The following is a 25,606-nucleotide window of genomic DNA, read 5'->3' as shown; positions in this document are numbered from 1 at the left end:
AGCAGCCGGGGCCGTGTCGTGATGACAGCTTGCAATGGAGAGTGTGCGTTTGGCGGCCCTGCGACGACTATCCTCCTAAAGGGGGGACTGTCGGATCAAATCCGTATCACTCGCTGAAGTTCGGCAAGGCCGCCCGGCGCAGTTGCTGGCGGAATTGTTCGTAGTCCGGCAGGACGGCGCCCACGACGGCCCAGAAGCGCGGGCTGTGGTTCATCTCGTGCAGGTGGGCCAGCTCGTGCACCACCACGTAGTCGATCGTGGCGGGCTCGAAGTGGATCAGCCGCCAGTTCAGGCGGACGGAGCCGTCGATGCTGGCGCTGCCCCAGCGGGTCTGGGCCGAGGAGAGCCGCAGCCGGCTGATGCGCACCCCCATCTGCGCCGCGAAATGGGCGCAGCGCTGAGTGAACAGGCTGCGGGCCTGTGCCTGAAGCCAGGCGAGCACGGCATCCCGGATCTGCAGCGGCGCGGCGTCCTGCGGCAGGCCGAGGTAGAGCGTCTGGCGCGGCACGGTGGCGAGGCTCGACTGCGGGTCGGCCAGGCCGGTGTCCAGGCGGGCCTTGTGCGGCAGGCGGGCCGCCGAGGGGTCCAGCACGATGATCAGGTCCTGCCCGAGATAGGGCACCGTGCAGCCATCGGCCCACTGGATCTGCGCGGCCGCCAGGCGCTCACTGCGCTCCTGCTGCTCCTGGAGCTTGCGCAGGATCCAGCCGGCCTTGTGCTGCAGGGCACGCTCGATCTCGCCCACGGGCACCCACTTGGGCGCGCTGACCCGCAGGCCCGCCTCGCTGATGGTGAAGCCGATGCTGCGGCGGCGTGCGCGGCGCAGCTCGTAGCCCACCTCCTCCGCGCCGAGAAGAACACGGCGCTGCGGGTGAGACAGCGGGGGGGATGACGGCGGGACGGCGGACGAAGGCGGCATGCTCGGGCGGCGCGGGCGCCGGCTGACCGGCGGCACCGAAGCGTCCGCGGGAGGCGCCGAGGATGGCGACTCCGGCTCCCGCTCGAAAAGCGAGAGCTGGACGTACTGGAAAAGGCCGGCCAGGCGATGCAGCATGGCCGCCAAGTTTACGGGGGGAAGCCCACGCTCGCGAGAGGGAAGGCGATCAGTTGACAGCCGGACGCCCGCTCAGGCTCCCGGGCTCGTGCGTTCCGTGAGATAGGCCTCGGGATCCAGGCGTCGCATCTCGGCCTCGATCCACTCCTCGACCTGCTTCATCAGCTCGACGGGCTCCCGGCCCACCGAGGGGATCGGCTGGCCGATGGAGATGTCCACCACGCCCGGGCGCAGCAGGAAGCTCTTGCGGGGCCAGCAGCGCGCCGAGGTGGCGGCGATGGGCACCACCGGCACGCCGGTGGCCACGGCCAGACGCGTGCCGCCGCTCTTGTACTCGCCCTTCTGGCCGCGGGCGATGCGCGTGCCCTCGGGGAACATGATCACCCAGTTGCCCAGCTCGGCCATGCGCTTGCCCTGCTTGAGCACCTTGGCCCAGGCCTCCGAGCGGCGGCCGCGGTCGATGTGGATCATGTCCATGCGGGCCATGGCCCAGCCGAAGAAGGGCACGTAGAGCAGCTCGCGCTTGAACACGTAGGCCATGGGGTGGGTCATGATCGCCGGATAGGCGAAGGTCTCCCAGGTGCTCTGGTGCTTGGACAGCAGGATCACGGCGCTCTTGCGGTCCGCGCGGGTGGGCAGGTGCTCCATGCCCTGCACGCGGTACTTCACACCGCAGATCGTCTTGGCGCCCCAGATGGCCAGGGCCAGCCAGCCGGCGCAGGTCCAGTAGACCTTGTCACCCCGCACGAAGACGGACAGCAGCACCGCGAACAGCGCCCAGGGGATGACGGTGACGATCAGAAAGAGGACAAAGATCAGCGAACGGATCGCCGCCAGCAGCAAGCTCAATTCAAGTCTCCGGGAACGGTGTTGGGGGACAGCTGCTCGCCGCGGGCATCGGCCCGGGCGCGCCGTTCTTCTTGGATCAGGTGTTCGGCGAAGTTCGCCAGGTTGTCATGCAGGCGCGCGCCGGGGACCTGGGCGAGCTGCGCCTGGATCTGGCCTTCGTCGGCCAGGCCGAGACGTTCGCCGCGCAGCAGGTGCGGGATGCAGCCGGCGGCATGCGCCGTCTGGAGATCCTTGAGGCTCGCGCCCACCATGTGCACCTGCGCGAGGTCCACATTGAAGCGCTCGCCGATCTGGGTGACCAGGCCCGGCAGCGGCTTGCGGCAGGCGCAGCCCTCGTCCGGCGTGTGCGGGCAGAAGAAGACGGCATCCAGCCGGCCGCCCTTCTCCGCCAGCAGCTGGTTGAGGCGCTGGTGGACGGCGTTGAGCGAGGCCATGTCCAGCAGGCCGCGACCGATGCCGGGCTGGTTGGTGGCCATGACCGTGTGCCAGCCGGCGTGGTTCAGGCGCGCCACCGCTTCCAGGGCCCCGGGCAGGGGCTCCAGCTCGTCGACCGACTTGACGTGGTCGTCCCGGAAGCGGTTGATCGTCCCGTCACGCCCCAGGATGACGAGTTTCATGCTGTGGCTGTGATCGGAACGGGCAGGCATGGGAAGCTCCTCAGGAAGCCAGACGCGAGAGGTCAGCGACGCGGTTCATGGCACCGTGCAGCCGGTTCAGCAGGGCCTGGCGGTTGGCGCGCAGGGCCGCGTCCTCGGCGTTGACCATGACGTCATCGAAGAAGGCGTCGACCGGGCCCTTGAGCGCGGCCAGGGCCTTCAGCGAGCCGGCGTAGTCATGCTGCTCGAACAGCGTATCGGCCTGCGGCTGGACCTCGGCCAGCGCGGCGGCCAGGGCCTGCTCAGCGGCTTCCTTCAGCAGCGCGGCATCCACGGCCGTGGGCAGCTCGCCCTCGATCTTCTTGAGGATGTTGCCCACGCGCTTGTTGGCGGCGGCCAGCGAGGCGGCCTCGGGCAGCGCGGCGAAGGCGCGCACGGCCTCCAGGCGGCGCGGCACGTCGCCCAGGCGGCTCGGGTTCAGCGCGAGCACGGCGTCCACCTCCTGGGCGCTGTAGCCCTGGTCGCGCAGCGAGACGGCCAAGCGGTCCGCGAAGAAGCCCTGCAGGGCCTCGCCCGGGTTCGTGATCAGCTCGCCGAAGGCCGGCACGGCGGTGTCGATCAGCGCGGGCAGGTCCAGGGGCAGGTTCTTCTCGACGAGGATGCGGATCACGCCCAGCGCATGGCGGCGCAGCGCGAAGGGGTCCTTGTCGCCCGTGGGCAGCTGGCCGATGCCGAACAGGCCCACCAGCGTCTCGAGCTTGTCCGCGAGAGCCAGCACGGTGCCGGTGTGGTTGCGCGGCAGGGCGTCGCCCGCGAAGCGCGGCTTGTAGTGGTCCTCGATGGCGATGGCCACGCCGTCGCGCAGGCCCTCGTGGCGGGCGTAGTAGGCGCCCATGATGCCCTGCAGCTCGGGGAACTCGCCGACCATGTCGGTCAGCAGGTCGGCCTTGGCCAGCATCGCGGCCTGCTGCACCTTGCTGTCCAGCACCTCGAACTCGTCACGGGCCTCGACCGTGTAGGGCACGGTGGCCATGCGCAGCAGGTTGACGATGCCGTGGGCGATGGCGCGCACGCGCTCGGCGCGGTCGCCCTGGCTGCCCAGCTTGCCGTGGTAGACCACCTTGGCAAGACCTGGCACCCGGTCGGCCAGCGTCTTCTTGCGGTCCTGGTCGTAGAAGAACTTGGCATCCGAGAGGCGCGGGCGCACCACGCGCTCGTTGCCGCCGGTCACCGCGCTGGCATCCGCCGGGCGGATGTTGGAGACGACGAGGAACTTGTGCGTCAGCTTGCCCGCGGCGTCCAGCAGCGGGAAGTACTTCTGGTTGGCCTTCATCGTGAGGATGAGGCATTCCTGGGGCACGGCCAGGAACTCGGGCTCGAACTGGCAGGTCAGCACATTGGGGCGCTCGACCAGGGCGGTGACCTCGTCCAGCAGGGCCTCGTCCTCGATGGGCTTGAGGCCTTCCTTGGCGGCGGCCGCGTTGAGCTGGGCCAGGATCTCGGCGCGGCGCTCGGCAAAGCTCGCGATCACGGCGCCCTGCTCGCGCAGCTGCTGGCCATAGCTGTCAGCGCTCTCGATGGCGAGGCGCGGCTGCGCGGCCTCGAAGCGGTGGCCCAGCGTCTCGCGGCCGGACGTCAGGCCCAGCGTGGCCACGGGCACCACGGCCGTGCCATGCAGCGCGACGAGGCCATGGGCCGGTCGCACGAAGTTGACGCTGCTCCAGCCGTCGGCCAGCTGGTAGCTCATCACCTTGGGAATGGGCAGCTTGGCGAGGGCCTCGTCCAGCGCCTTCTGCAGGCCTTCGGCCAGCGTGGCGCCGGCGACCATGGAATCCAGAAACAGCGCCTCGGCCTTGCCATCCGGCAGGCGCTTGAGCTGGGGCACGACGCTGGCGTCGGCGCCCAGGCTGGCCAGCTTCTTCAGCAGGGCCGGCGTGGGCTGGCCGTCGGCGGCCAGAGCCACGGCGACGGGCATGAGCTTCTGCTGCACGGCGCGGTCGGCCGCCTTGACGGCCACGGCCGTCACGTGCACGGCCAGGCGGCGCGGCGAGGCGAAGGGCGTGACGGCGGCATCAGCGCCAGCCAGCCCCTGGGCCTTCAGGCTGTCTGCCAGCACGGTGGCGAAGGACTCGCCCAGCTTCCTGAGCGCCTTGGGCGGCAGCTCTTCGACAAACAGTTCGACGAGGAGGTTCTGCGGAGTGCTCATAGGGTTCAGGCCGCCTTCTTTGCGTTCTTTTCAGCTTGCTTGGCGAGGTTCGCCAGCACTTCCTCGCTCCAGGCCTTGGGCGCCATGGGGAAGCCCAGGCGTGCCCGGCTGTCCACATAGGCCTGGGCCACGGCGCGGGCCAGGTTGCGGATGCGGCCGATGTAGGCGGCACGCTCCGTGACCGAGATGGCGCCACGGGCGTCCAGCAGGTTGAAGGTGTGGCCGGCCTTGAGCAGCTGCTCGTAGGCGGGCAGCGCCAGCTGCTGCGTCATCAGGTGCTGCGACTGCTTCTCGTGCGCGGCGAAGGCCTGCAGCAGGAAGTCCACGTCGCTGTGCTCGAAGTTGTAGGTCGACTGCTCGACCTCGTTCTGGTGGAAGACGTCGCCGTACTTGATGTCCGGCGCGCCGTTCTTGCCCTCGACGTAGACGAGGTCGTAGACCGATTCCTTGCCCTGCAGATACATGGCCAGGCGCTCGAGGCCGTAGGTGATCTCGCCGGTGATGGGCTTGCAGTCGATGCCGCCGACCTGCTGGAAGTAGGTGAACTGCGTCACCTCCATGCCGTTGAGCCAGACCTCCCAGCCCAGGCCCCAGCAGCCGAGGGTGGGGTTCTCCCAGTCGTCCTCGACGAAGCGGACGTCGTTCTTCTTCAGGTCGAAGCCCAGGGCCTCCAGCGAGCCGAGGTACAGCTCGAGGATGTTGGCCGGCGCGGGCTTCAGGACCACCTGGAATTGGTAGTAGTGCTGCAGGCGGTTGGGGTTCTCGCCGTAGCGACCGTCCTTGGGGCGGCGGCTGGGCTGCACGTAGGCCGCATGCCAGGGCTCGGGGCCCAGGGCCCGCAGGAAGGTCGCGGTGTGGCTGGTGCCGGCGCCGACCTCCATGTCATAGGGCTGCAGCAGCGCGCAGCCCTGGGCGGACCAGTATTCCTGAAGTTTCAGAATGATTTGCTGGAAGCTCAGCATGGTGGTGTGCAGCGGTAAGGCCCGGGGCGCTGCGCGGGGCAGCACGGGCGTTGAGGGAAGCGGCCCATTCTACGGGTGCCCATGCGGGGCGCCCGCGGGTGGATCAAGCCGCGCGCCGCCGGGCGATCAGCGGCCCGCCGGGCGGCGCAGCACAAGCACGGCGGCCAGGCCCAGCCCCCACAGCGGCCACAGGCCCAGGGCCGCCAGCCAGCGGGCGTAGGGCGTGGCCCCGGTGCGCCCCTCCACCCGCACCTCCAGCACGCCGGGCACCTCGGCCGGCAGGCGGGCCGTCACCCGGCCCTGGTGGTCGAGGGCGGCGGTGGCGCCGGTGTTCGTGGCGCGCACCAGCGGGCGCTGGAACTCCAGCGTGCGCATGCGGGAGAACTGCAGGTGCTGGTCCTGCACCATGCGGGGTCCGAACCACGCGAGGTTGCTGGCGTTGGCCAGCACCGTCGCAGCCTCGGGACCGACCAGGCTGCGGGCGAAGTCCTCGCCGAACAGATCCTCGTAGCAGATCAGCGGACGGATGCGCTGCCCGTCCAGCACGAGCGAACGCTGGTGCTGCCCGGTGGCCTGGTCGTCCAGCGGGATGCGCAGGGCCTGCACGAACCAGTGGAAGCCGGGCGGGATGAACTCGCCGAAGGGCAGCAGGTGGCGCTTGCCGTAGCTGTAGGCCTCGCCACCGGGCTGGCGCGGCGCGCCGAAGGCCACGAGGGAGTTGACGAAGCCGGCCTGGTCATCCCCCAGGAAGCTGCCCAGCAGCACGGGCCGCACCTGGCCGACGGCGGCGATGCGCTGCACCACCTCGGGCTCGAGATAGGCCAGCGGCAGCGGCACGACGGACTCGGGCGTCAGCACCAGCTGTCCACGGGCGCTTTCGGCCTGCTGCAGCAGCGCATCGAGGTTGCGGGCCCAGAGCTCGCGGTCGAACTTCTGGTCCTGCGCCACATTGGGTTGCAGCAGGGAGAGGCGGATCTCGCCGCTGCTGCGGGTGAAATCGGACGGCAGCACCGCCGGCACCGCCGCCAGCACCGCGAGCACGGCCAGGGGCCGCCAGGCCTTCGCGAGCAGCAGCGCCGCCCACGCCGCCGCCAGCGCCGCCGCCAGCGCGGCGATGCCGTAGACGCCGATCCACGGCGCCCATGCGGCCAGAGGGCCGACGGTGTGGGCGTAGCCGCTGGCGATCCAGGGGAAGCCCGTCAGCCACTGGGCGCGGGCCAGTTCGGCGAGCAGCCACAGCGCGGCGAAGAGGAGCACCCGGGCCGCCGGCGCAGCACGGCGCCAGCGGGCGAAGCCGCCCATGGCCGCGGCGTAGTAGAGCGACAGAAACGCGGCCAGCAGCGCCACCGCCATCCCGGCGAAGGGCGCGGGCAGATGGCCGTAGTCATGCAGGCTGATGTAGAGCCACCAGAGCCCGGCGGCCAGCCAGCCCAGGCCGAACATGAAGCCGCAGGCGGCCGCACGGCGCGGCGCGGCGTCCCAGACGAGCACGGCCAGACCGGCCATCGACAACGGCTGGAGCCACCAGGCCTCCACCGGCGCGAAGGAGGCCGTCTGCAGCACGCCCGCCAGCAGCGCCAGCAGGAAGGTGACACCCGCCCCCCGGGTCATCAGCCAGCGCGACAGCCCGCTGGCTGGCGGCCTGGCTCGGGGCGCGCGCCCCGTCATTCAGCGGCCGCGGTCGGCTCGGCCGGCGCCGCCTCGGGCCCGCGGGTGACCTTGAACCAGCGCACCGAGCCGCCGCGCGTCAGCATCACGCTGAACACGAGCCCGCCCAGCGCCACGACCTCGCCCCGGCGCGGCACGCGGCCGTGCTCGTGGGCCAGCAGGCCGCCGATGGTGTCGAAGTCCTCACAGGCCAGCTGCAGCCCGTAGGCCTCGTTGACGGCCTCGATCGGGGTGTCCCCCGCCACGCGCTGGGTGCCGTCGGCCAGGGTGTAGATGCCGGCATCGCTGGCCTCGACGACGTCGAATTCGTCCTCGATCTCGCCGACGATCTCCTCCAGCACGTCCTCGATGGTGATGAGGCCGGCCGTGTTGCCGAACTCGTCGATCACGATGGCCAGGTGACTGCGGTTGGCGCGGAAGTCGCGCAGCAGCTCGTTCAGGCCCTTGCTCTCCGGCACGAAGACGGTCGGACGCAGCAGGGTGCGCAGGTTCAACCCCGGCGCGCGCTGCAGCTTCAGGAGGTCCTTGGCGAGCAGGATGCCGATGATGTTGTCGCGCTGGCCCTCGTAGACCGGGAAGCGGCTGTGGCCCGTCGCGATGACGGAGGCCAGCAGGGTCTCGTAGTCGGCATCGATGGGCAGCAGGTCCATGCGGGGCGCAGCCACCATGACATCGCCGGCGCTCAGCTCGGCCATGCGCAGCACGCCTTCGAGCATCTGGCGGGACTCGGGCGCGATCAGCGCGCGCTCCTCGGCCTCGGCGAAGTTCTCGATCAGTTCGCTGGTGGAATCCGGTCCGGGATGGAGGAACTCCAGCACGCGTTCCAGCAGATTTCTCTTGACCGCGGGCGTTTCCGCACCGGGCCTCGTACCCCCACTTCGGGCGTGGGGGTATCGACTAGGCTGTGGTTCAGACACAGGCACTCGTGTCGTAGTTGGGGGACGCAAAGAATAACCGATTGACTTTGACAGGGACTTGAATGACAGTCGGCCGCCCCCATTTATTGGGGCCTCTGTCTACATTTCAAACAGCCGGCCCTGCGGCCGACTGCGCCCGCCATGTCTCAAGGTTCGTCCCCAGGTTTGATCCCCGCCACCATCCTCACCGGCTTCCTCGGTTCGGGGAAGACCACGCTGCTCAAGCGGGTGCTGTCCGAGGCCCATGGCCAGAAGATTGCCGTGATCGAGAACGAGTTCGGCGAGGAGAACATCGACAACGACATCCTGCTCACCGAGACGAAGGAGCAGATCATCCAGATGAGCAACGGCTGCGTCTGCTGCACGATCCGCGAGGACCTGCGCACCACGCTGTCCGACCTGGCGGCCAAGCGCCGCAAGGGCGAGGTCGAGTTCGACCGCGTGGTGATCGAGACCACCGGCCTGGCCGACCCGGGCCCTGTCGCCCAGACCTTCTTCATGGACGACGAGATCGCCGAGAGCTATCTGCTGGATTCCGTCCTGACGCTGGTGGACGCCAAGCACGCGGAAGAGCAGCTCAACACCCGCCAGGAAGCGCGCCGCCAGATCGGCTTCGCGGACCAGATCTTCCTGTCCAAGACCGACCTCTGCGACCCGGCCGCCGTGGACGCCCTGGCCCACCGCATCAAGCACATGAACCCGCGTGCGCCGCAGCAGCGCGTGCATTTCGGCGAAGTGGAGCTGGCCCGCGTCTTCGACCTGCGCGGCTTCAACCTGAACGCCAAGCTCGAGATCGACCCGGACTTCCTCAAGGCGGACGACCACGGCCACCATCACCATGCGCATGACGAGCACTGCGACCACGACCATGCGCACGGCGAGCACTGCGACCACCCGCACCACCATGCCCACGACGATGACGTGAAGTCCTTCGTCTACCGTGCCGAGAAGCCCTTCAATCCGGCCAAGCTGGAGGAGTTCCTGGGCGCCATCGTGCAGGTCTACGGCCCGAAGATGCTGCGCTACAAGGGCGTGCTCTACATGAAGGGCACCGACAAGAAGGTGATCTTCCAGGGCGTGCACCAGCTGATGGGTTCGGACCTGGGCCCCCGCTGGATGCCCGGCGAGAAGAAGCAGAGCAAGATGGTCTTCATCGGCATCGACCTGCCCAAGGAGATCCTGCTGCAGGGACTGGAAGGCTGTCTCGCCTAGTGACACACTCTGTCAGATGGGCGCCGCCTGCTGTGGCTACAATCCGCGGCGCCCAAAACTGAGCCGGGCCTCGACCCCGGCTCGGGCCCTGGCGCCGACCCTGATGCCGCCCCCTGGATCTTCCCGTGGGGAACTGCCCCGCAAAGGCAGGACAGCCGGGTCGGCAAAAGTGTGGCGAAGCTGGTCAACAGAACTGGTCCCGTTGGCGAATGTGCCCTTTGAAGCAGGTATAAACACCCTGCGAGGAGACTGAACGTGAGCAAGACCCCGGCCCCGAAATCCACCGCTGCCCCGGCTCCGGCCGCAGCGCGGTCGGCACCCAAGGCCAGCAAATCCGCCGCCAAGGCCAGTGCCGCTGCATCCGGCGACACCGACACCGTGGTGGCGGAGGCTCCGGCCCCCGCCAACCGCTTCGCTGATCGCTTTGCCCCCCCCAAGCCGCCTGCGCGGTCCTCGAGTAGCCCTTTGATTGAAACGCCCCGCCCTGCCGTGAAAGCCGACCCCAAGCTCGCGAACGCCTGGAAATCCAAGCCTGGCAACGAACTGACCGACGCCGAAGTCCTGGCCATGCCGGACAGCGAGTACATGAACGACAAGCAGATCGAGTTCTTCCGCGCCAAGCTGAACGAACTCAAGGAGAGTCTGCTGTCCAACGCCGGTGAGACCACCGAGCACCTGCGCGAAGACACCTCCATCGTCCCCGATCCGGCCGACCGCGCCACGATCGAGGAGGAGCACGCCCTCGAGCTGCGCACCCGCGACCGCGAGCGCAAGCTGCTGAAGAAGATCATGCAGTCGCTGCAGCGCCTGGATTCCGGCGACTACGGCTATTGCGACGAGACCGGCGAGCCCATCGGCCTCGGCCGCCTGATCGCCCGCCCGACCGCCACGCTGTCGCTGGAAGCGCAGCAGCGTCGCGAGCTCAAGCAGAAGATGTTCGGGGACTGAGTCCCCCTGATCGCCCCGTCCAGGCCCCCAGCCCCAGCCCAGCAGGAAACGCATGACCGACCCCAAGGACAGCGAGAGCTTCTTCCGCAAGGTCGCGCGCTTCGTCGCCAACCCGACCACCGACTGGGCCGAAATCAACTCGCGCCAGGATGACCCGCAGGCCGACGCCGCCAAGGCCGAGCTGCGGGCCATGGTCGAGCGCAAGCGCCGCAACGACTTCGTGCGCAAGCGCGAGCTCGACATGCTGCGCCGCATCCGTCGCGAGGGCCTGTCGCCCGAGCAGCTGGCGGCCCTGGGCGCCTCGTCCTCCCGCATGGACGAGGTGGAGCGCCTGAACAGCGACATGGGCCAGCGGGTGGACCTGCAGGTCAAGGCCAAGATCGACGAGATCGAGCAGCAGATGGTGGGCGAGAGCTTTGCCCGTGCGCCGTCGCCGCCCTCGTCGGGCTTCTTCGAGACCAGCACCCGCGCCGCGGCCTTCGCGCCGACCATGCCGGCGGCGCCCAACACCGAACTCCCCGCGGCCGAGGCGCAGCCTCGCACCGCCCCGCCCTCGCCTCGCGAGCGCCCCAGCAATGCCCCCGTGCCCGCCGCGGCCGTCGTGGACACCAAGCTGCCGCCGCCCGTCGAGGGCCCGCCAAGCGAGCTGCCGGCCCTGATGCCGATGACCCCCGGCCTGAGCTTCCGCATGACGGAGAGCGCCGCCATCGAGGTCAATGAGCTGGTGCACGATGCCGAGCTCGACGAGGCCGTCATCGCCTTCGCCAATGCCGACAACGACACCTGTGAGCGCAGCCTGACGGAGCTCACGCAGCCGGGCGGCAGCCGCAACCTGCACGCCGAGACCTGGCTGGTGCGCTTTGACTTCTACCGGGCCACGGGCCAGCAAAGCAAGTTCGAGGCCCTCGCCCTGGAGTACGCCCAGCAGTTCGGGCTCTCCGCGCCGCAGTGGTTCTCCATGCCCAAGATGGTGGCGGAGCAGCAGCGCAAGGTCCGCCCGCCCAAGGGCAGCCCGGGCGCCGTGTGCTGGTCGTCTCCGGCCTACCTGGACGCCGATGCCGTGCAGCAGATGCGCGCGCGCTGCGAGTCCTCGCCCATGCCCTGGGTGCTGGACTGGAAGGACCTGCAGCAGCTCGACACCGAGGGTTGCGCCCGCCTGCAGACCGTGTTCAAGGACTGGTCCCGCCAGGTGCTGGACATCCGCTGGCTCGCCGGCGACCAGTTCCTGCAGGTGCTCAAGGACATGGCGCCGGTCGGCGTCCGCGACGTCGACCCCGCACTGTGGATGCTGCGCATGGAAGCGCTGCGTCTGGTCAACCGGCCGGACCAGTTCGACGAGGCCGCGATCGACTATTGCGTCACGTACGAGGTCTCGCCGCCGTCGTGGGAGAAGGCCAAGTGCCTGGTCCGCATCAGCGGCAACAGCCTCTCGACCCAGGGCCCGACCACGACCACCCAGCAGCAGGCCCTCGACGCCCAGAGCACCTTCCTCGAGACCAGCCTCGGCGAGCAGACCAAGCTGGGCCAGGCGGTGCAGCTGGAGCTCAGCGGCCAGCTGCATGGCGACATCAGCGAGACGCTCAACCTCATGAGCGGCGAGCTGGGCGCGGCGACGCTGGTCGAGGTCTCCTGCCCTGCCCTGATCCGCCTCGACTTCATGGCGGCCGGCGACCTTCTCAACTGGGTGCTGAGCCGCCGCAGCGAGAACCGCAACGTCGTCTTCAAGGACACCCACCGCCTGGTGGCCCTGTTCTTCGGTGCCATGGGCATCAACGAGCACGCGCGGGTCAAAGTCAGGACTGTTTGACCACCCCCTACGGCCTTCGGCCGCCCCCTCAAGGGGGCAACACCGACCGCCCGGCAAAGCCGGATCGGCGGCGTTCGCGCGGGGCGAGCACCGGCTGCGCTGAGTGCTCTTTGTCGGGTGGGATGCCAGGAGTGGCGCGTCGGAGAGCCGTCACTCTTTTGCGCCGCAGGGCTGCGAAGTGGTCCTGTGATGGTTCGCGGCACAGCGACGCCCTTGCCCGCAGCCCGACGATGCCCTTTGCGGCGCCATGCTGACCCCTCCCCTGACCTCAAGCACTGCCCGCATGGGCCGCTGCCGGCTTGAAAATGCCCTTCCTGCCCTTAGCTGGAATGGCTATGACTGCATCCGCTTCCCAAGATCCGGTGTTTCACGGGACCACCATCGTCAGCGTGCGCCGCAACGGCCAGGTCGCCATCGGGGGTGACGGCCAGGTGACGCTGGGCCACATCGTCGTGAAGGCCAGCGCACGCAAGGTGCGCAAGCTGTACAAGGAGCGCGTGCTCGCCGGTTTCGCAGGCGCCACGGCAGATGCCTTCACGCTGTTCGAACGCTTCGAGTCCAAGCTGGAGAAGCACCAGGGCCACCTGGTACGGGCCGCCGTGGAGCTCACACGCGACTGGCGCACGGACCGCGTGCTGCGCCGCCTCGAAGCCATGCTCGCGGTGGCGGACGCCGAGACCTCGCTCATCATCACCGGCAACGGCGACGTCCTGGAGCCCGAAATGGGCATCGTCGCCATCGGGTCCGGCGGCGCCTATGCCCAGGCCGCCGCGCGCGCCCTGCTCCAGCACAGCGAGCTGGAGGCCGCGGACATCGTCAAGCGCTCCCTCGAGATCGCCGGCGACCTCTGCATCTACACCAACCAGAACCACACCATCGAGACGCTGGACGGCGTCGCCCGTGCCTGACGGCCCCCCGCACCGAACGAGGACGCCCCATGTCCATGACCCCGCAAGAAATCGTTTCCGAACTCGACCGCCACATCGTGGGCCAGCAGGAGGCCAAGCGCGCCGTGGCCATCGCCATGCGCAACCGCTGGCGCCGCCAGCAGGTCGACGAGAAGCTGCGTGGCGAGATCACGCCCAAGAACATCCTCATGATCGGCCCCACCGGCGTCGGCAAGACCGAGATCGCCCGGCGCCTGGCCAAGCTCACCGACGCGCCCTTCATCAAGGTCGAGGCCACCAAGTTCACCGAGGTGGGCTATGTGGGCAAGGACGTCGACAGCATCGTGCGTGACCTCGTGGAGATCGCCGTCAAGCAGGAGCGCGAACTGCAGATGCGCCGCCTGCGCACGCGCGCCGAGGATGCCGCCGAGGAACGCATCCTCGACGTGCTGGTCCCGCCGGCACGCAGCAGCACCAGCGGCAGCGAGTTCGGCTTCACCGCCGCGGCCGCCCCCCCTCCCGCACCGGACAACACGGCCCGCCAGGTCATGCGCAAGCGCCTGCGCGAGGGCCTGCTGGACGACAAGGACATCGAGCTGGAACTGGCCGAACCCAAGCCGTCCATGGAGATCCTCGGTCCGCAGGGCATGGAGGAGATGACCGAGCAGCTCAAGGGCCTGTTCTCCCAGATGGGCACGGTGAGGAAGCGCAGCCGCAAGCTCAAGATCGCCGAGGCCATGAAGCTGCTGGTCGACGAGGAAGCCGCCCGGCTCGTCAACGAGGAGGAGATCCGCACGGCGGCCCTCCTGAATGCGCAGGAGAACGGCATCGTCTTCATCGACGAGATCGACAAGGTGGCGAGCCGCGCCGAGGGCAGCGGCGCCGAGGTCTCGCGCCAGGGCGTGCAGCGGGACCTGCTGCCGCTCGTCGAGGGCAGCACCGTCTCCACGAAGTACGGCATGGTCAAGACCGACCACATGCTCTTCATCGCCTCGGGCGCCTTCCACCTGGCCAAGCCGAGCGACCTCATTCCCGAACTGCAGGGCCGCTTCCCCATCCGCGTGGAGCTGGGCTCGCTGAGCGTGGATGACTTCGAGGCCATCCTCTCCAGCACCCACGCCAGCCTCGTCAAGCAGTACCAGGCCCTGCTGGCCACCGAGGGCGTCACGCTCGAACTACTGCCAGACGGCATCCGGCGCCTCGCGCAGATCGCCTGCGACGTCAACGAGCGCACCGAGAACATCGGTGCCCGCCGCCTCGCCACGGTGATGGAGCGGCTGCTGGACCCCATCAGCTTCGACGCGCCCAACATGGGCGGGCAGACGGTGCGCATCGATGCCGCGGCGGTGGACGAGCGCCTTGCCGCGCTGGCCGCCAACGAGGACCTCTCGCGCTTCATCCTCTGAGCGCAGTCCCCTGAAGGCGGCTCCGCCGGCTTGACGGCCGTCAAGCCGGACGGACCGAGCCGCCGTTAGGCTCGGGGGATGCCGCATCGCATCAGCACCCGCAGCTGGGGTCTCGCGCGTCCCAGCCAGCTCAACGCCGCCGCCACCCACGCCGAGCAGCGCTGGCGCTGGCCGGTCCTCGTGGTGCTGCTGTGCACCATCCCGGCCTTCTACATCGAGCTCATCGAGAGCCTGCCCACGCCCGTCGCCATCGCGATCTACCTGGCGGCGGCGGCGATGGTGAGCCTCTCGCTGTGGCGCGTCGGGCGGCTGTGCGCGCATCCGCAGCAGTACCTGCGCAGCAATGCGCTGGACCTGGTCCTGGTCGTGGGCCTGCTGGCCTCCGCCCTGCTGCCGCCCAGCGCCGAGTCCGCCCTCGCCCTGGCCGGCCGGCTTTTCGTCTCGCTCCTGACGCTGCTGCGCATGGTGTGGGCCCTCAAGAGCTGGGTGACCCGCGGCGGGCTGGGCTACCTGCTCCTGCTGGCACTGATGGTCCTGCTCTTCTGCGGCGTGGGCTTCTGGGTCCTCGAGCCCCGCGTGAAGACGCCCGCCGACGGCATGTGGCTGGCCTTCACCACCGCGGCGACGGTGGGCTATGGCGACATCGTGCCCACCACGGCCGCCGCCAAGATCTTCGCCGTCTTCGTGGTGCTGCTGGGCTACGCCGTGCTGTCGCTCGTGACGGCCGCCATCGCCGCCATGTGGGTGGAAAGCACCGAGCGCGAGGTCGAGAAGGACATCCTGCGCGATCTCCACGCCCAGCTGCGCTCCGTGCACGAGGAGCTCGGCGCCCTGCGCGAGGAGGTCCGGCACCTCCGGCCGCCCCCGCCACCGGCAGACTGATCCGCCATCCCCCGCGGCTGCAGACTGTCCGCCGCTTGCGCCGGTCCGTCTGAAGCCGCGTGCCCTCGCAGCGACACGCGGCTACGCTGCGCGCCAGATTCACATGATCGCGAGGAGGGGCGGCATGCTCAGCATTCAAGACCTGGTCAAGACATTCGGCGACCACCGGGCCATCGACGGCCTCAACCTGGAGCTGGGCGCCGGCCTCGTGGGGCTGGTGGGCCACAACGGCGCCGGCAAGACCACGCTGATGCAGATGCTCGCCACGATCACGCGGCCCAGCCAGGGACGCCTCCTGCTCGACGGGCAGGACATCGTCGCGCGCCCGGAACTGATGCGCCGCCGCCTGGGCTACCTGCCGCAGGACTTCGGCGTCTACCCGCAGCTGACGGCGCGCGAGTTCCTGCAGTACTTCGCCGCGCTCAAGGGCGTGCGCGACGGCCGCCGCATCCAGCAGCTGCTCGAGCTGGTCAACCTGCACGAGCACGCCGACCGCCTGGCGACGGGCTTCTCGGGCGGCATGCGGCAGCGCCTGGGCATTGCGCAGGCCCTGCTCAACGATCCGGACGTGCTGATCGTCGACGAGCCGACCGCCGGCCTGGACCCCGAGGAGCGCCTGCGCTTTCGCCAGCTGCTGTCCGAGCTGGGCTTCTCGCGGCTCGTGATCGTCTCGACGCACATCGTCTCCGACATCGAGAACATGGCCACGCACCTGGCCATCCTGCGGCAGGGGCGCCTGCTGGCCTTCAGCAGCCCCGAGGCCCTGGTGGCCGCCGCCGAGGGTCAGGTCTGGACGGCACTGCTCGAACCGGGCCACTACGAGGCGCTGCGCCGCGACGTGCACGTGCTGCAGACCCAGCGCCAGGGGCGCCTGATCCAGGTGCGCATGGCCCACGCGGAACGCCCGTGCGCCGAGGCCCAGGCCACGCTGCCCAGCCTCGAGGAGGCCCTCATGGCCCAGCGCTATGCCGACACCCGTCACCTGGGGCTGGCGGCATGAGCGCTCCGGCCTCCCTCCTGCTCGAGTTCGCACGCCACGAATGGCGGCTGCGGGCGCGGCGCACCTCCAGCCTCGTCATCCTGGGGCTGGTGATCGCCGCCACCTGGCTGATGATCCCGGACAACACCGGCACCATGACGCTCTTTGCCGTGCGCGAGCAGCGCATGGCCTATGACAGCGCCACGCTGGCCGTCGGGGGCGGGCTGCTGGTCAACCTGCTCTTCGGGCTGCTGGGCTTCTTCCTGGCACGCGGGCGCAGCCAGCAGGACCTGCAATGCGGCGTGGCGCCGCTGCTGGCCAGTGCCCCCGTGGCCGGCCCCTGGCTGCTGCTGGGCCGGTGGCTGGGCTCGATGGCCTTCCTGATGACGCTGGCGGCGCTGGCGCTGCTCACGCTCGTGGTGCTGCAGCTGCTGCGCGGCGAAGGCCCGGTCTCGCCCGGCCCCTATCTCGCCATGTGGATCCTGGGCATGGGCCCGACCCTGCTGATGGGGGCCAGCATGGCCCTGTTGTGCGACGCCTGGGCACCGCTGATGCACCGTCGCGGCGACCTGCTCTTCTTTGCCGTGTGGATCGGCCAGTTCGCCACCCTGCCCTTCACGCTGGGCGAGGGAACGCAGGCCCTGCAGCCCCTGCAGGCGCTGGACATCTCCGGCATGTCCGCCATCGCCACCCGCCTGGCCCAGCTGCTGGGCACCAGCAGCGTGAGCATCGGCGGCACCGACTTCGACGCCAGCCTCGGCGTGGGGCATCTGCCGGATGGGGTCTGGTCCGCACCGCTGGTGGGCCTGCGTCTGCTGTCGGCCCTGATCGCCCTGCTGCCGCTGCTGCCCGCGCTGGCGCTGTTCCATCGCTACGACCCGGACCGCGTGAAGCGCGCCAGCGCCCGGGCCGGTTCGCGCTGGACGGGATGGATCCAGGCCGGTCTGCGCCCGGTCGCGCGGGTGGCCGGACGGCTGCTGCCCCTGTGCGCCCGCGTGCCAGGCTGGCCGGGCCAGGTGCTGGCCGACGCTTGCGTGGCCCTGGTCGGTCAGCCGGCGGCGCTCCTGGCACTGCCCGTGCTGCTGCTGCTCGGTGCCACGCTGCCCTTGGCAGACCTGGGGCCGCTCATGGTCGCTGTCACGGGGATCTGGGGGCTGCTGATCTGCGGGCTCGGCGCGCAGGACCACCAGGCGGGCACCCTCGCGCTGGCCGGTGTCGTGCCGGGCGGCCCCCGCCGCCGTGGGCTGCGCCCCCTGGCGAGCGCCGCGCTGCTGGGCCTCCTCTTCAGCGGCCCGGTACTGCTGCGCTGGAGCCTCCATGCGCCGGTGCAGGCCCTGGCCCTGATGAGCGGTGTGCTGATGATGAGCAGCCTGGCCGCGGCCCTCGGCCACTGGACGCGCGGTGCCCGCACCTTCCTGGCCCTCTTCCTGTTCTGGATGTACGTGGCCACCCAGGCGGCGGTGTTCCCCTGGCTGGACCTGATGGGCTTCAACGGCCGCGCCCAGCCCGTGACGGTGATGACCTGCGCGCTGATCGGGCTGGCCGGCCTGGGCCTGCTCCGGCAGCAGCCCGCGCGGTCCTGAGCGGCGGCCGGGCCGGGCCGGCCCGCCGGCCCGGCTCAGAGCGCCAGGCGATGCGCCTGCAGGGCCAGGATGCCGTCGAAGAGGAGGCTCTCGACGAGTTCGTGGCGGATCTCCAGCGCGGGAGACACCTTCCAGCCCGCGCCGCCGGTCATCAGGGTCAGCGGCTCATGGCCGGCCCGCTGCGCGAGGTGGCGGTGCATGCGCTCGATGGCGCCCGTGATGGCGAAGGTGCCGCCGCTGGTCAGCGCATCCGAGGTGTTGGTGGGGAAGGTCCGCACTTCACCGGTGGGCACGCGCAGCCCGGCCGTGCCGCTCTCGAGGGCCCGCAGCATGATGCCGTGGCCCGGCAGGATCAGCCCGCCGAGGAAATGACCCTCGGCATCCAGTGCGTCCACGGTGACCGCCGTCCCGATCATGACCACCAGCGCCGCACGCGGGCCGCCGCGCTGCAGCGCATGCGAACGGGCGCCTACCAGCGCCACGTAGCGATCCGTGCCGAGGCGGCCGGGATGGTCGTAGCCATTCACGATGCCGCCGCCCTGGGCCGTGGAATGCACCCAGCGCGGCTCGATGTCCCAGCGGTCCATCTGCTCGATCTGCTCCTCGACCCGGTGCCGCACGGCATCGCCCGCCACATTGCACCCCAGCATGCTGCGGGGGGCCGGCAGCTGCCGCCATTCGTCCTCCGCCAGACGTTCGATGTTCTCGAGAAACACAGCACCTTGCGCCAGCACGACCGCGCCCGGCTGGGGCGATGCGTAGAGCGCCCACTTGAGGCGGGTGTTGCCGATATCGATGGCCAGAAAGCTCATGGGAGGGAGGGCTGCGCTGGAGACAGCGGGAGCCTACCAGCAGTCCAGGGGCACTTCGTAGCGGGAATGCCTCAGATGTCAGCAGGGATTCACGCCGCAATGACGCGCACCCGACACATCATCCGCAATGGAAGCGCACGCCACACCCGACGGGGCGCACGATTCATGGGGAATTCTGATGAAGCACCTGTCAATCTCGACCCGCCTGTGGTTTCCCGTCATCACGCTGGCGGTGCTCACCCTCGTGATGACCGTCGGTGCGGCGCTGCGCACCTCGCACCTGCTGGAGGAGGCGATGAAGACGCAGCAGGACCAGCAGCTGAAGCTGAGCCACGCCCTGCGCTGGCGCGGCATGACCGAGACCAACGCCACCCGGGTGATCCTGGGGTTGGCCGCGACCGACGACGCCGTGAGCACGATGGCCAAGCCCATGATCGAGGCCACGTCCCGCCAGATCAGCGAGATCCAGAAGCAGCTGGAGACGCTGGCCGTCTCGCCGGAGGAGCAGCGGGCGATGCAGGCCATTGCCGAGCGGCGCCAGACCTACATCACCCTGCGCAACGAGGTCGGCAAGCTCAAGGCCGCGGGCGATGCCCAGGCGCTGCGTGACGGGCTCGGGCGGATCCAGCAGGCCGTCGACCACTACCTGCAGGCGCAGCAGGCCTTCGTGCAGATCCAGGCGGACCGGGCCCAGACCATGCAGGAGCGCGCGGGTGCCGAACGCATGCGCACGGTGTGGAGCGTCGCGGCCCTCATGGGCGTGATCGTCGTCGCCCTGGCGCTGGGGACGTGGTCCCTGGTTCGGTCCATCGCGGTGCCGCTCAAGGCGCTGGTCGGCGAGGCCGAGCGCATCGGCAACGGGGACCTGAGCGGCCGTCTGGACAGCAGCCGCCAGGACGAGATCGGCGAGGTGCAGCGGGCGCTGGCGCGGATGCGGGTGGCGCTGAACCGCATCGTCAGCGAGGTGCGGGCCAGCACGGAGAGCATCCAGACGGCCAGCGCCGAGATCGCCTCGGGCAACCTGGACCTGAGCCAGCGCACCGAGCAGACGGCCTCCAGCCTGCAGCAGGCCGCGGGCGCCACGGGGCAGCTCACCGGCACCGTCAGCCACAGTGCGGACAGCGCCGCGACGGCCAACCAGCTGGCCGGATCCGCGGCCGAGGTGGCCCAGCGCGGCGGCGCCGTCGTGGGGCAGGTGGTGAGCACCATGGAGGAGATCAACACCAGCTCGCGCCGCATCGGCGACATCATCGGCGTGATCGACGGCATTGCCTTCCAGACCAACATCCTCGCGCTGAATGCCGCGGTGGAAGCGGCGCGGGCCGGCGAGCAGGGCCGCGGCTTTGCGGTGGTGGCGTCCGAGGTGCGCAACCTGGCCCAGCGCAGCGCCGAGGCGGCCAAGGAGATCAAGCAGCTGATCGGCGCCAGCGTCGAGCGGGTCGAGCAGGGCTCGCGCCTCGTGCAGGAGGCCGGCAGCACCATGGACGAGATCGTGGCCAGCGTCAACCGGGTCAGCGACATCATCGGCGAGATCTCGGCCAGCACCGGCGAGCAGCGGGACGGCATCGGCGCGGTCAACCAGGCCGTCACCCAGCTGGACCATGCGACCCAGCAGAACGCCGCCCTCGTGGAACAGAGCGCCGCCGCGGCCGAATCCCTGCGGGAGCAGGCCACCCGCCTGGCCGAGCTTGTCAGCGGATTCCGCCTCGCCGGCATGCGCTGAGGCGTTCGCCCCCCGGGGTCCGTGGCAGATTGCCCACCTGTGACGCCTGTATGCACCGGCGGGGCGCTGACGCCGCGCAAGCCTGACGCTGCCGTGCACAATCGGTCAGGCATGGGCGCGCCCCGGTGCGCCCGCCCCACGCGCAGCAGGGAGCGGCGATGAGAAGCCCCCAGGGCCAGGTCCCAGCATTGACACGGATCCACGCATCTTCAGGCCGCTGGCTGGGCGCCCTGCGCTGGCTGCTGCGCCTCGAGGCCAACGAGGGACTGGTGCCCCAGGCCTTCGCCCGGCGCCGCGAGCATGTGCTGCGCGTCATGGCCTGGCTGACCATCGTCGGCTCGCTGCCCTGGGCCGCGCATTTCCTCTTCATCGACCGCCCCTGGGTCGCCTGGATGCCGGGGCTGGCCATCGTCGGCTCGGCGGCCACGCTGGTCCTGCTGCAGCATCGGCTGCCCCGCGCGGCGTCCGTCTTCTACTGCCTCAGCGCCTGGGTCGTGGTGCTGGCGCTGAGCCTGCTGGTGGACCTGCCGGGTGACGGCATTCCTCGCAGCACGCAGCTCTATCTGATCCCGCTCTTTGTCTGCAGCTACTTCCTGCTGCAGTACCGGCCCGGCTGGCTGCTGGGCCTCATGTCCGTGCTGATCCTCGGCGCCTTCGTAGCGCTGCAGACCTTCGACCTGCGCTTCGTGCCGGTGCCGCCGGTGCCCATCCACACGCGCCAGGTGGGCGTCGGCCTGGTGGCCGTGCTGACGGCGCTGCTGACCTACGCCTGCATCGTCACGATGATGCGCGACGCCCGTCAGGCGTCGGCGCTGGAGCTGGACTTTGCCCGGGGCATCGCGGCCGGCGAGATCGAACCCTTCTTCCAGGCCCAGTGCAACGCGCAGGGCGAGCTCATCGGCGCCGAGGTGCTGATGCGCTGGCGGCACCCGAAGCGCGGCCTCGTGTCGCCCGCCGAGTTCGTGCCCATTGCCGAGGCCACCGGCCTGATCGAGCCCGCCGGACAGCGCCTGCTGGAGCAGGTCAGCCGGCTGATGAGCACCTGGCAGGACGGCGGGCCCCTGCACGGCATTCCGATCTCGATCAACGTCAGTTCCTACCAGCTGCAGTCCGAGAGCGCCACCGAACGGCTGATCGCCACCGTGCCGCCCGCACTGGCCGCCGCCGGGCTGGTGAAGTTCGAGCTGACGGAATCCGCCTATTCCGACCACTTCGAGCAATTGCGAGAACGGATGCTGCGCATGCGCGCCCATGGCATCCGGCTGGCGCTGGACGACTTCGGCACCGGCTTTTCCTCGCTGAGCCGCCTGCGCGGCCTGCCCCTGGACCAGCTGAAGGTGGACCAGTCCTTCGTGCATGACCTGCCGGACGACGCCGACGCCTGCCGCATCGCGGTCACCATCGTTCACCTGGGGCTGGACATGGGCCTGGAGGTGGTCGCGGAGGGCATCGAGAACGTCCGCCAGCTCGACTGCCTGCGCGAAATGGGCTGCACGGCCTTCCAGGGGCACTGGTTCTCACGGCCCGTCTCGGCCGCCCGCTTCATGGCCCTGGCCGAGAAATGGCAGCAGCGCGAACCGGGCGAGCAGCGCTTCATGGCCACGGCGCCCGCCTCGCTGCAGGGTTCCTGAATGCGCTCCGGGTCGCGGGCCTTGCCCGGCACACCGGCTCAGGCTCGCCAGAACGCGAAGGATTGACGTTTACGTAAACGTCAAGCAACACCTAGAATCAGGTCCTTGTTGCTGATAGAACCGGGCCCATGCCGTCACCCCGGCCGGCCCCGCAGGAGACCCGCGATGACCGATTTGTCCGCCGAGTTCAAAGCCCTCGCCGATTACCGGCCCACCCACAAGGTGCGCTTCGTGACGGCCGCCAGCCTCTTCGACGGCCATGACGCCGCCATCAACATCATGCGCCGCATCCTGCAGGGCATGGGCGCCGAGGTGATCCACCTGGGGCACAACCGCTCGGTGGACGAGGTCGTCACCGCCGCGCTGCAGGAAGATGCCCAGGGCATCGCCATCTCCTCCTACCAGGGCGGGCACGTCGAGTACTTCAAGTACATGGTGCAGCTGCTGAAGGAGCGCGGTGGCGAGCACATCCAGGTCTACGGCGGCGGCGGCGGCGTGATCGTGCCGGCCGAGATCCGCGACCTGGCCGACCACGGCGTGCGCATCTTCAGCCCCGAAGACGGCCAGCGCATGGGCCTGCAGGGCATGATCGGCGAGATGGTGATGCGCTGCGACAAGGACATCAGCGGCTTCGCCCCCACGAGCATCGACGCCATCCACGGCCAGAGCGAAGGCGCCTGGCGCGCCCTGGCCCAGCTGATGACGGCCCTGGAGAACGAGAAGGCCGACGCCGGTCTCGTCCAGGCCTTGCGCGAGCAGGCGGCCGGCCTCAAGACCCCCGTGCTGGGCATCACCGGCACCGGCGGCGCCGGCAAGTCCAGCCTGACGGACGAGCTCATCCGCCGCCTGCGCCTGGACCAGGACGACCGCCTGCGCGTGGCGCTCATCTCCATCGACCCGTCCCGCCGCAAGAGCGGCGGCGCCCTGCTGGGTGACCGCATCCGCATGAACGCCATCTCGCCCTGGAGCCAGGGCGCGCGCGTCTTCATGCGCTCGCTGGCCACGCGCGACTTCGGCAGCGAGATCAGCAAGGCCCTGCCCGACGTCATCGCCGCGGCCAAAGTGGCCGGCTTCGACCTCGTGATCGTCGAGACCTCCGGTATCGGCCAGGGTGACGCCGCCATCGTCCCGCACGTGGACATCCCCATGTACGTGATGACGCCCGAGTTCGGCGCCGCCAGCCAGCTCGAGAAGATCGACATGCTGGACTTCGCCGAGTTCGTCGCCATCAACAAGTTCGACCGCAAGGGTGCGGCCGATGCCTGGCGCGACGTCGCCAAGCAGGTGCAGCGCAACAAGGAAGCCTGGGGCAAGAAGGCCGAGGACATGCCCGTCTTCGGCACCATGGCCAGCCGCTTCAACGACGACGGCGTGACCGCGCTCTACCAGGCGCTCAAGCCGCGCCTGGCCGAACTGGGCCTGCAGCTGGCCGAGGGTCGCCTGCCCCTCACCGGCACCCGCTTCAGCACGCACCAGACGCCCATCGTGCCGCCGGCCCGCGTGCGCTACCTCGCCGAGATCAGCGACAGCGTGCGGGGCTACAAGCGCCGTGCCCGCCAGCAGTCGCTGCTCGCCCGCGAGATCCAGCAGCTGCACGGCGCGAGCCGCATGCTGCTCGAGGCCAACCCGGAGAAGCAGAATGCCCGCGGCGCGCTGGCCGAGCTGGCCACCGCGCGCGAAGCCCGCCAGGACGCCGACGCCCGCCAGCTGCTGGCCCAGTGGCCGGACATGCAGAAGGCCTACGCCGGCGACGAATACGTGGTGAAGATCCGCGACAAGGAGATCCGCACCAGCCTCGTCTCGACGAGCCTCTCCGGCACCAAGATCCGCAAGGTCGTGCTGCCGCACTACGAGTGCCAGGGTGAGCTGCTGAAGTGGCTGATGCTGGAGAACGTGCCCGGCTCCTTCCCCTACACCGCCGGCGTCTTCGCCTTCAAGCGCGAGGGCGAGGACCCCACCCGCATGTTCGCCGGCGAGGGCGATGCCTTCCGCACCAACCGCCGCTTCAAGCTGGTCTCCGAGGGCATGCCGGCCAAGCGCCTGTCCACCGCCTTCGATTCGGTCACGCTCTACGGCGCCGACCCGGCCCCGCGGCCGGACATCTACGGCAAGGTGGGCAACTCCGGCGTCAGCATCGCGACGCTGGACGACATGAAGGTGCTGTACGACGGCTTCGACCTCTGCAGCCCCACCACCAGCGTGTCCATGACCATCAACGGCCCGGCGCCGTCCATCCTGGCCATGTTCATGAACACGGCCGTGGACCAGCAGATCGCCAAGTTCAAGGCCGACAACGGCCGCGACCCGACCGCCGACGAGACGGCCAAGATCAAGGCCTGGGTGCTGGCCAATGTGCGTGGCACGGTGCAGGCCGACATCCTCAAGGAGGACCAGGGCCAGAACACCTGCATCTTCTCGACCGAGTTCTCGCTGAAGGTGATGGGCGACATCGCCGAGTACTTCGTGCACCACAACGTGCGCAACTTCTACTCGGTGTCGATCTCCGGCTATCACATCGCCGAGGCGGGCGCGAATCCCATCTCGCAGCTGGCGCTGACGCTCTCCAACGGCTTCACCTTCGTCGAAGCCTACCTGGCGCGCGGCATGCACATCGACGACTTCGCGCCCAACCTCTCCTTCTTCTTCAGCAACGGCATGGACCCCGAGTACACCGTGCTGGGCCGCGTGGCGCGCCGCATCTGGGCCGTCGCCATGCGTGACAAGTACGGCGCCAACGAGCGCAGCCAGAAGCTCAAGTACCACATCCAGACGTCCGGCCGCTCGCTGCACGCGCAGGAGATCGCCTTCAACGACATCCGCACCACGCTGCAGGCGCTGATCGCGATCTACGACAACTGCAACTCGCTGCACACCAACGCCTACGACGAGGCCATCACCACGCCCACGGAAGAGAGCGTGCGCCGCGCCATGGCCATCCAGCTCATCATCAACCGCGAGTGGGGCCTGGCGAAGAACGAGAACCCCTCGCAGGGCGCCTTCATCATCGAGGAGCTGACCGAGCTGGTCGAGGAAGCCGTGCTGGCCGAGTTCGAGAAGATCGCCGAGCGCGGCGGCGTGCTGGGCGCGATGGAGACGGGCTACCAGCGCAGCAAGATCCAGGAGGAGTCGCTGCACTACGAGATGCTCAAGCACACCGGCGAGTACCCCATCATCGGCGTCAACACCTTCCGCAACCCGCATGGCGAGCCGGTGCCCGAGCACATCGAGCTGGCCCGCTCGACGGACGAGGAGAAGCAGAGCCAGCTCTCGCGCCTGGCCGCCTTCCACGAGCGCCATGCCGCGCAGTCGCCCGCCATGCTGCAGCGCCTGCAGCAGGCTGTGATCGACAACAAGAACGTCTTCGAGGTGCTGATGGACGCCGTGCGCGTGTGCTCGCTCGGCCAGATCACCTCGGCACTGTTCGAGGTGGGCGGGCAGTACCGTCGCAGCATGTGAGTGCGACATTTGCACCCGCTCACCAGGC

19 protein-coding genes are annotated in these 25,606 nt (G+C 69.6%); 11 read left to right on the top strand and 8 right to left on the bottom strand.

Annotated elements, in window-relative coordinates; genetic code table 11:
* Positions 1-106: 106 nt before the first annotated feature.
* From QRD43_RS06055 to QRD43_RS06025, 7 genes are all read right to left on the bottom strand, one after another.
* A complete protein-coding gene (locus QRD43_RS06055) occupies positions 107-1,054 on the bottom strand; it encodes a M48 family metallopeptidase (RefSeq protein ID WP_285981597.1) in 948 nt (315 codons plus the stop codon).
* Positions 1,055-1,126: 72 nt separating this feature from the next.
* Positions 1,127-1,903 (bottom strand): lysophospholipid acyltransferase family protein, encoded by a 777-nt coding sequence (locus QRD43_RS06050; protein WP_285981596.1) that lies wholly within the window; start codon positions 1,901-1,903, stop codon positions 1,127-1,129.
* On the bottom strand, positions 1,900-2,550 hold the full coding sequence (gene gmhB, locus QRD43_RS06045) for a D-glycero-beta-D-manno-heptose 1,7-bisphosphate 7-phosphatase (protein WP_285981595.1): 651 nt from the start codon (positions 2,548-2,550) through the stop codon (positions 1,900-1,902). Before gmhB ends, QRD43_RS06050 begins: the two co-directional genes overlap by 4 nt.
* Positions 2,551-2,560: 10 nt before the next feature.
* Positions 2,561-4,705, bottom strand: a complete 2,145-nt coding sequence (gene glyS, locus QRD43_RS06040; protein ID WP_285981594.1) for a glycine--tRNA ligase subunit beta — start codon at positions 4,703-4,705, stop codon at positions 2,561-2,563.
* A 5-nt stretch (positions 4,706-4,710) separates the two neighbouring features.
* Positions 4,711-5,667 carry a glycine--tRNA ligase subunit alpha gene (gene glyQ, locus QRD43_RS06035; RefSeq protein WP_285981593.1) on the bottom strand — a complete coding sequence of 319 codons (957 nt, stop codon included), beginning with the start codon at positions 5,665-5,667 and terminating at the stop codon, positions 4,711-4,713.
* A 126-nt stretch (positions 5,668-5,793) separates the two neighbouring features.
* Positions 5,794-7,278, bottom strand: a complete 1,485-nt coding sequence (gene lnt, locus QRD43_RS06030) for an apolipoprotein N-acyltransferase (RefSeq protein ID WP_285981592.1) — start codon at positions 7,276-7,278, stop codon at positions 5,794-5,796.
* 53 nt (positions 7,279-7,331) lie between these two features.
* Complete coding sequence (locus QRD43_RS06025; RefSeq protein WP_434063832.1) at positions 7,332-8,252, bottom strand: CorC family transporter; 921 nt, start codon at positions 8,250-8,252, stop codon at positions 7,332-7,334.
* 141 nt (positions 8,253-8,393) lie between these two features.
* On the opposite strand from QRD43_RS06025, the gene QRD43_RS06020 reads away from it, so the two are divergent.
* From QRD43_RS06020 to QRD43_RS05985, 8 genes are all read left to right on the top strand, one after another.
* Complete coding sequence (locus tag QRD43_RS06020) at positions 8,394-9,464, top strand: CobW family GTP-binding protein (RefSeq protein ID WP_285981591.1); 1,071 nt, start codon at positions 8,394-8,396, stop codon at positions 9,462-9,464.
* Between the two features lie 489 nt (positions 9,465-9,953).
* The gene (dksA, locus tag QRD43_RS06015) at positions 9,954-10,412 is read left to right on the top strand and encodes an RNA polymerase-binding protein DksA (protein ID WP_285981590.1); all 459 of its coding nucleotides are present in this window, start codon (positions 9,954-9,956) and stop codon (positions 10,410-10,412) included.
* 52 nt (positions 10,413-10,464) lie between these two features.
* The gene (locus QRD43_RS06010; protein WP_285981589.1) at positions 10,465-12,219 is read left to right on the top strand and encodes a hypothetical protein; all 1,755 of its coding nucleotides are present in this window, start codon (positions 10,465-10,467) and stop codon (positions 12,217-12,219) included.
* Between the two features lie 329 nt (positions 12,220-12,548).
* Positions 12,549-13,127 (top strand): ATP-dependent protease subunit HslV, encoded by a 579-nt coding sequence (gene hslV / locus QRD43_RS06005; protein WP_285981588.1) that lies wholly within the window; start codon positions 12,549-12,551, stop codon positions 13,125-13,127.
* Between the two features lie 29 nt (positions 13,128-13,156).
* Positions 13,157-14,512, top strand: coding sequence for an ATP-dependent protease ATPase subunit HslU (hslU, locus tag QRD43_RS06000; protein WP_285981587.1), 1,356 nt, complete (start codon positions 13,157-13,159; stop codon positions 14,510-14,512).
* Between the two features lie 78 nt (positions 14,513-14,590).
* Entirely contained in the window at positions 14,591-15,394 is an 804-nt protein-coding gene (locus QRD43_RS05995) for a potassium channel family protein (protein ID WP_285981586.1), read from the top strand.
* A 124-nt stretch (positions 15,395-15,518) separates the two neighbouring features.
* Positions 15,519-16,394, top strand: coding sequence for an ABC transporter ATP-binding protein (locus QRD43_RS05990; RefSeq protein ID WP_285981585.1), 876 nt, complete (start codon positions 15,519-15,521; stop codon positions 16,392-16,394).
* Positions 16,391-17,956 (top strand): hypothetical protein, encoded by a 1,566-nt coding sequence (locus QRD43_RS05985; RefSeq protein WP_285981584.1) that lies wholly within the window; start codon positions 16,391-16,393, stop codon positions 17,954-17,956. The genes QRD43_RS05990 and QRD43_RS05985 overlap by 4 nt, the downstream gene beginning before the upstream one ends.
* A gap of 35 nt (positions 17,957-17,991) precedes the next feature.
* Here QRD43_RS05985 and QRD43_RS05980 read toward each other — a convergent pair whose 3' ends face one another.
* Entirely contained in the window at positions 17,992-18,768 is a 777-nt protein-coding gene (locus QRD43_RS05980) for a type III pantothenate kinase (RefSeq protein WP_285981583.1), read from the bottom strand.
* A gap of 178 nt (positions 18,769-18,946) precedes the next feature.
* Between QRD43_RS05980 and QRD43_RS05975 the strand changes: the two genes are divergently transcribed.
* The 3 genes from QRD43_RS05975 (at position 18,947) to icmF (ending at position 25,578) form a co-directional block, all read left to right on the top strand.
* Positions 18,947-20,491 (top strand): methyl-accepting chemotaxis protein, encoded by a 1,545-nt coding sequence (locus QRD43_RS05975; protein WP_285981582.1) that lies wholly within the window; start codon positions 18,947-18,949, stop codon positions 20,489-20,491.
* 158 nt (positions 20,492-20,649) lie between these two features.
* Positions 20,650-22,122, top strand: a complete 1,473-nt coding sequence (locus QRD43_RS05970; protein WP_285981581.1) for an EAL domain-containing protein — start codon at positions 20,650-20,652, stop codon at positions 22,120-22,122.
* A gap of 165 nt (positions 22,123-22,287) precedes the next feature.
* On the top strand, positions 22,288-25,578 hold the full coding sequence (gene icmF, locus QRD43_RS05965) for a fused isobutyryl-CoA mutase/GTPase IcmF (RefSeq protein ID WP_285981580.1): 3,291 nt from the start codon (positions 22,288-22,290) through the stop codon (positions 25,576-25,578).
* Positions 25,579-25,606 lie beyond the last annotated feature (28 nt).

Source organism: Roseateles subflavus, assembly GCF_030285365.1.
GTDB lineage: Bacteria > Pseudomonadota > Gammaproteobacteria > Burkholderiales > Burkholderiaceae_C > Roseateles_B > Roseateles_B subflavus.
The sequence above is the reverse complement of the archived record's forward strand: the minus strand, read 5'-3'. Positions and strand labels throughout refer to the sequence as shown.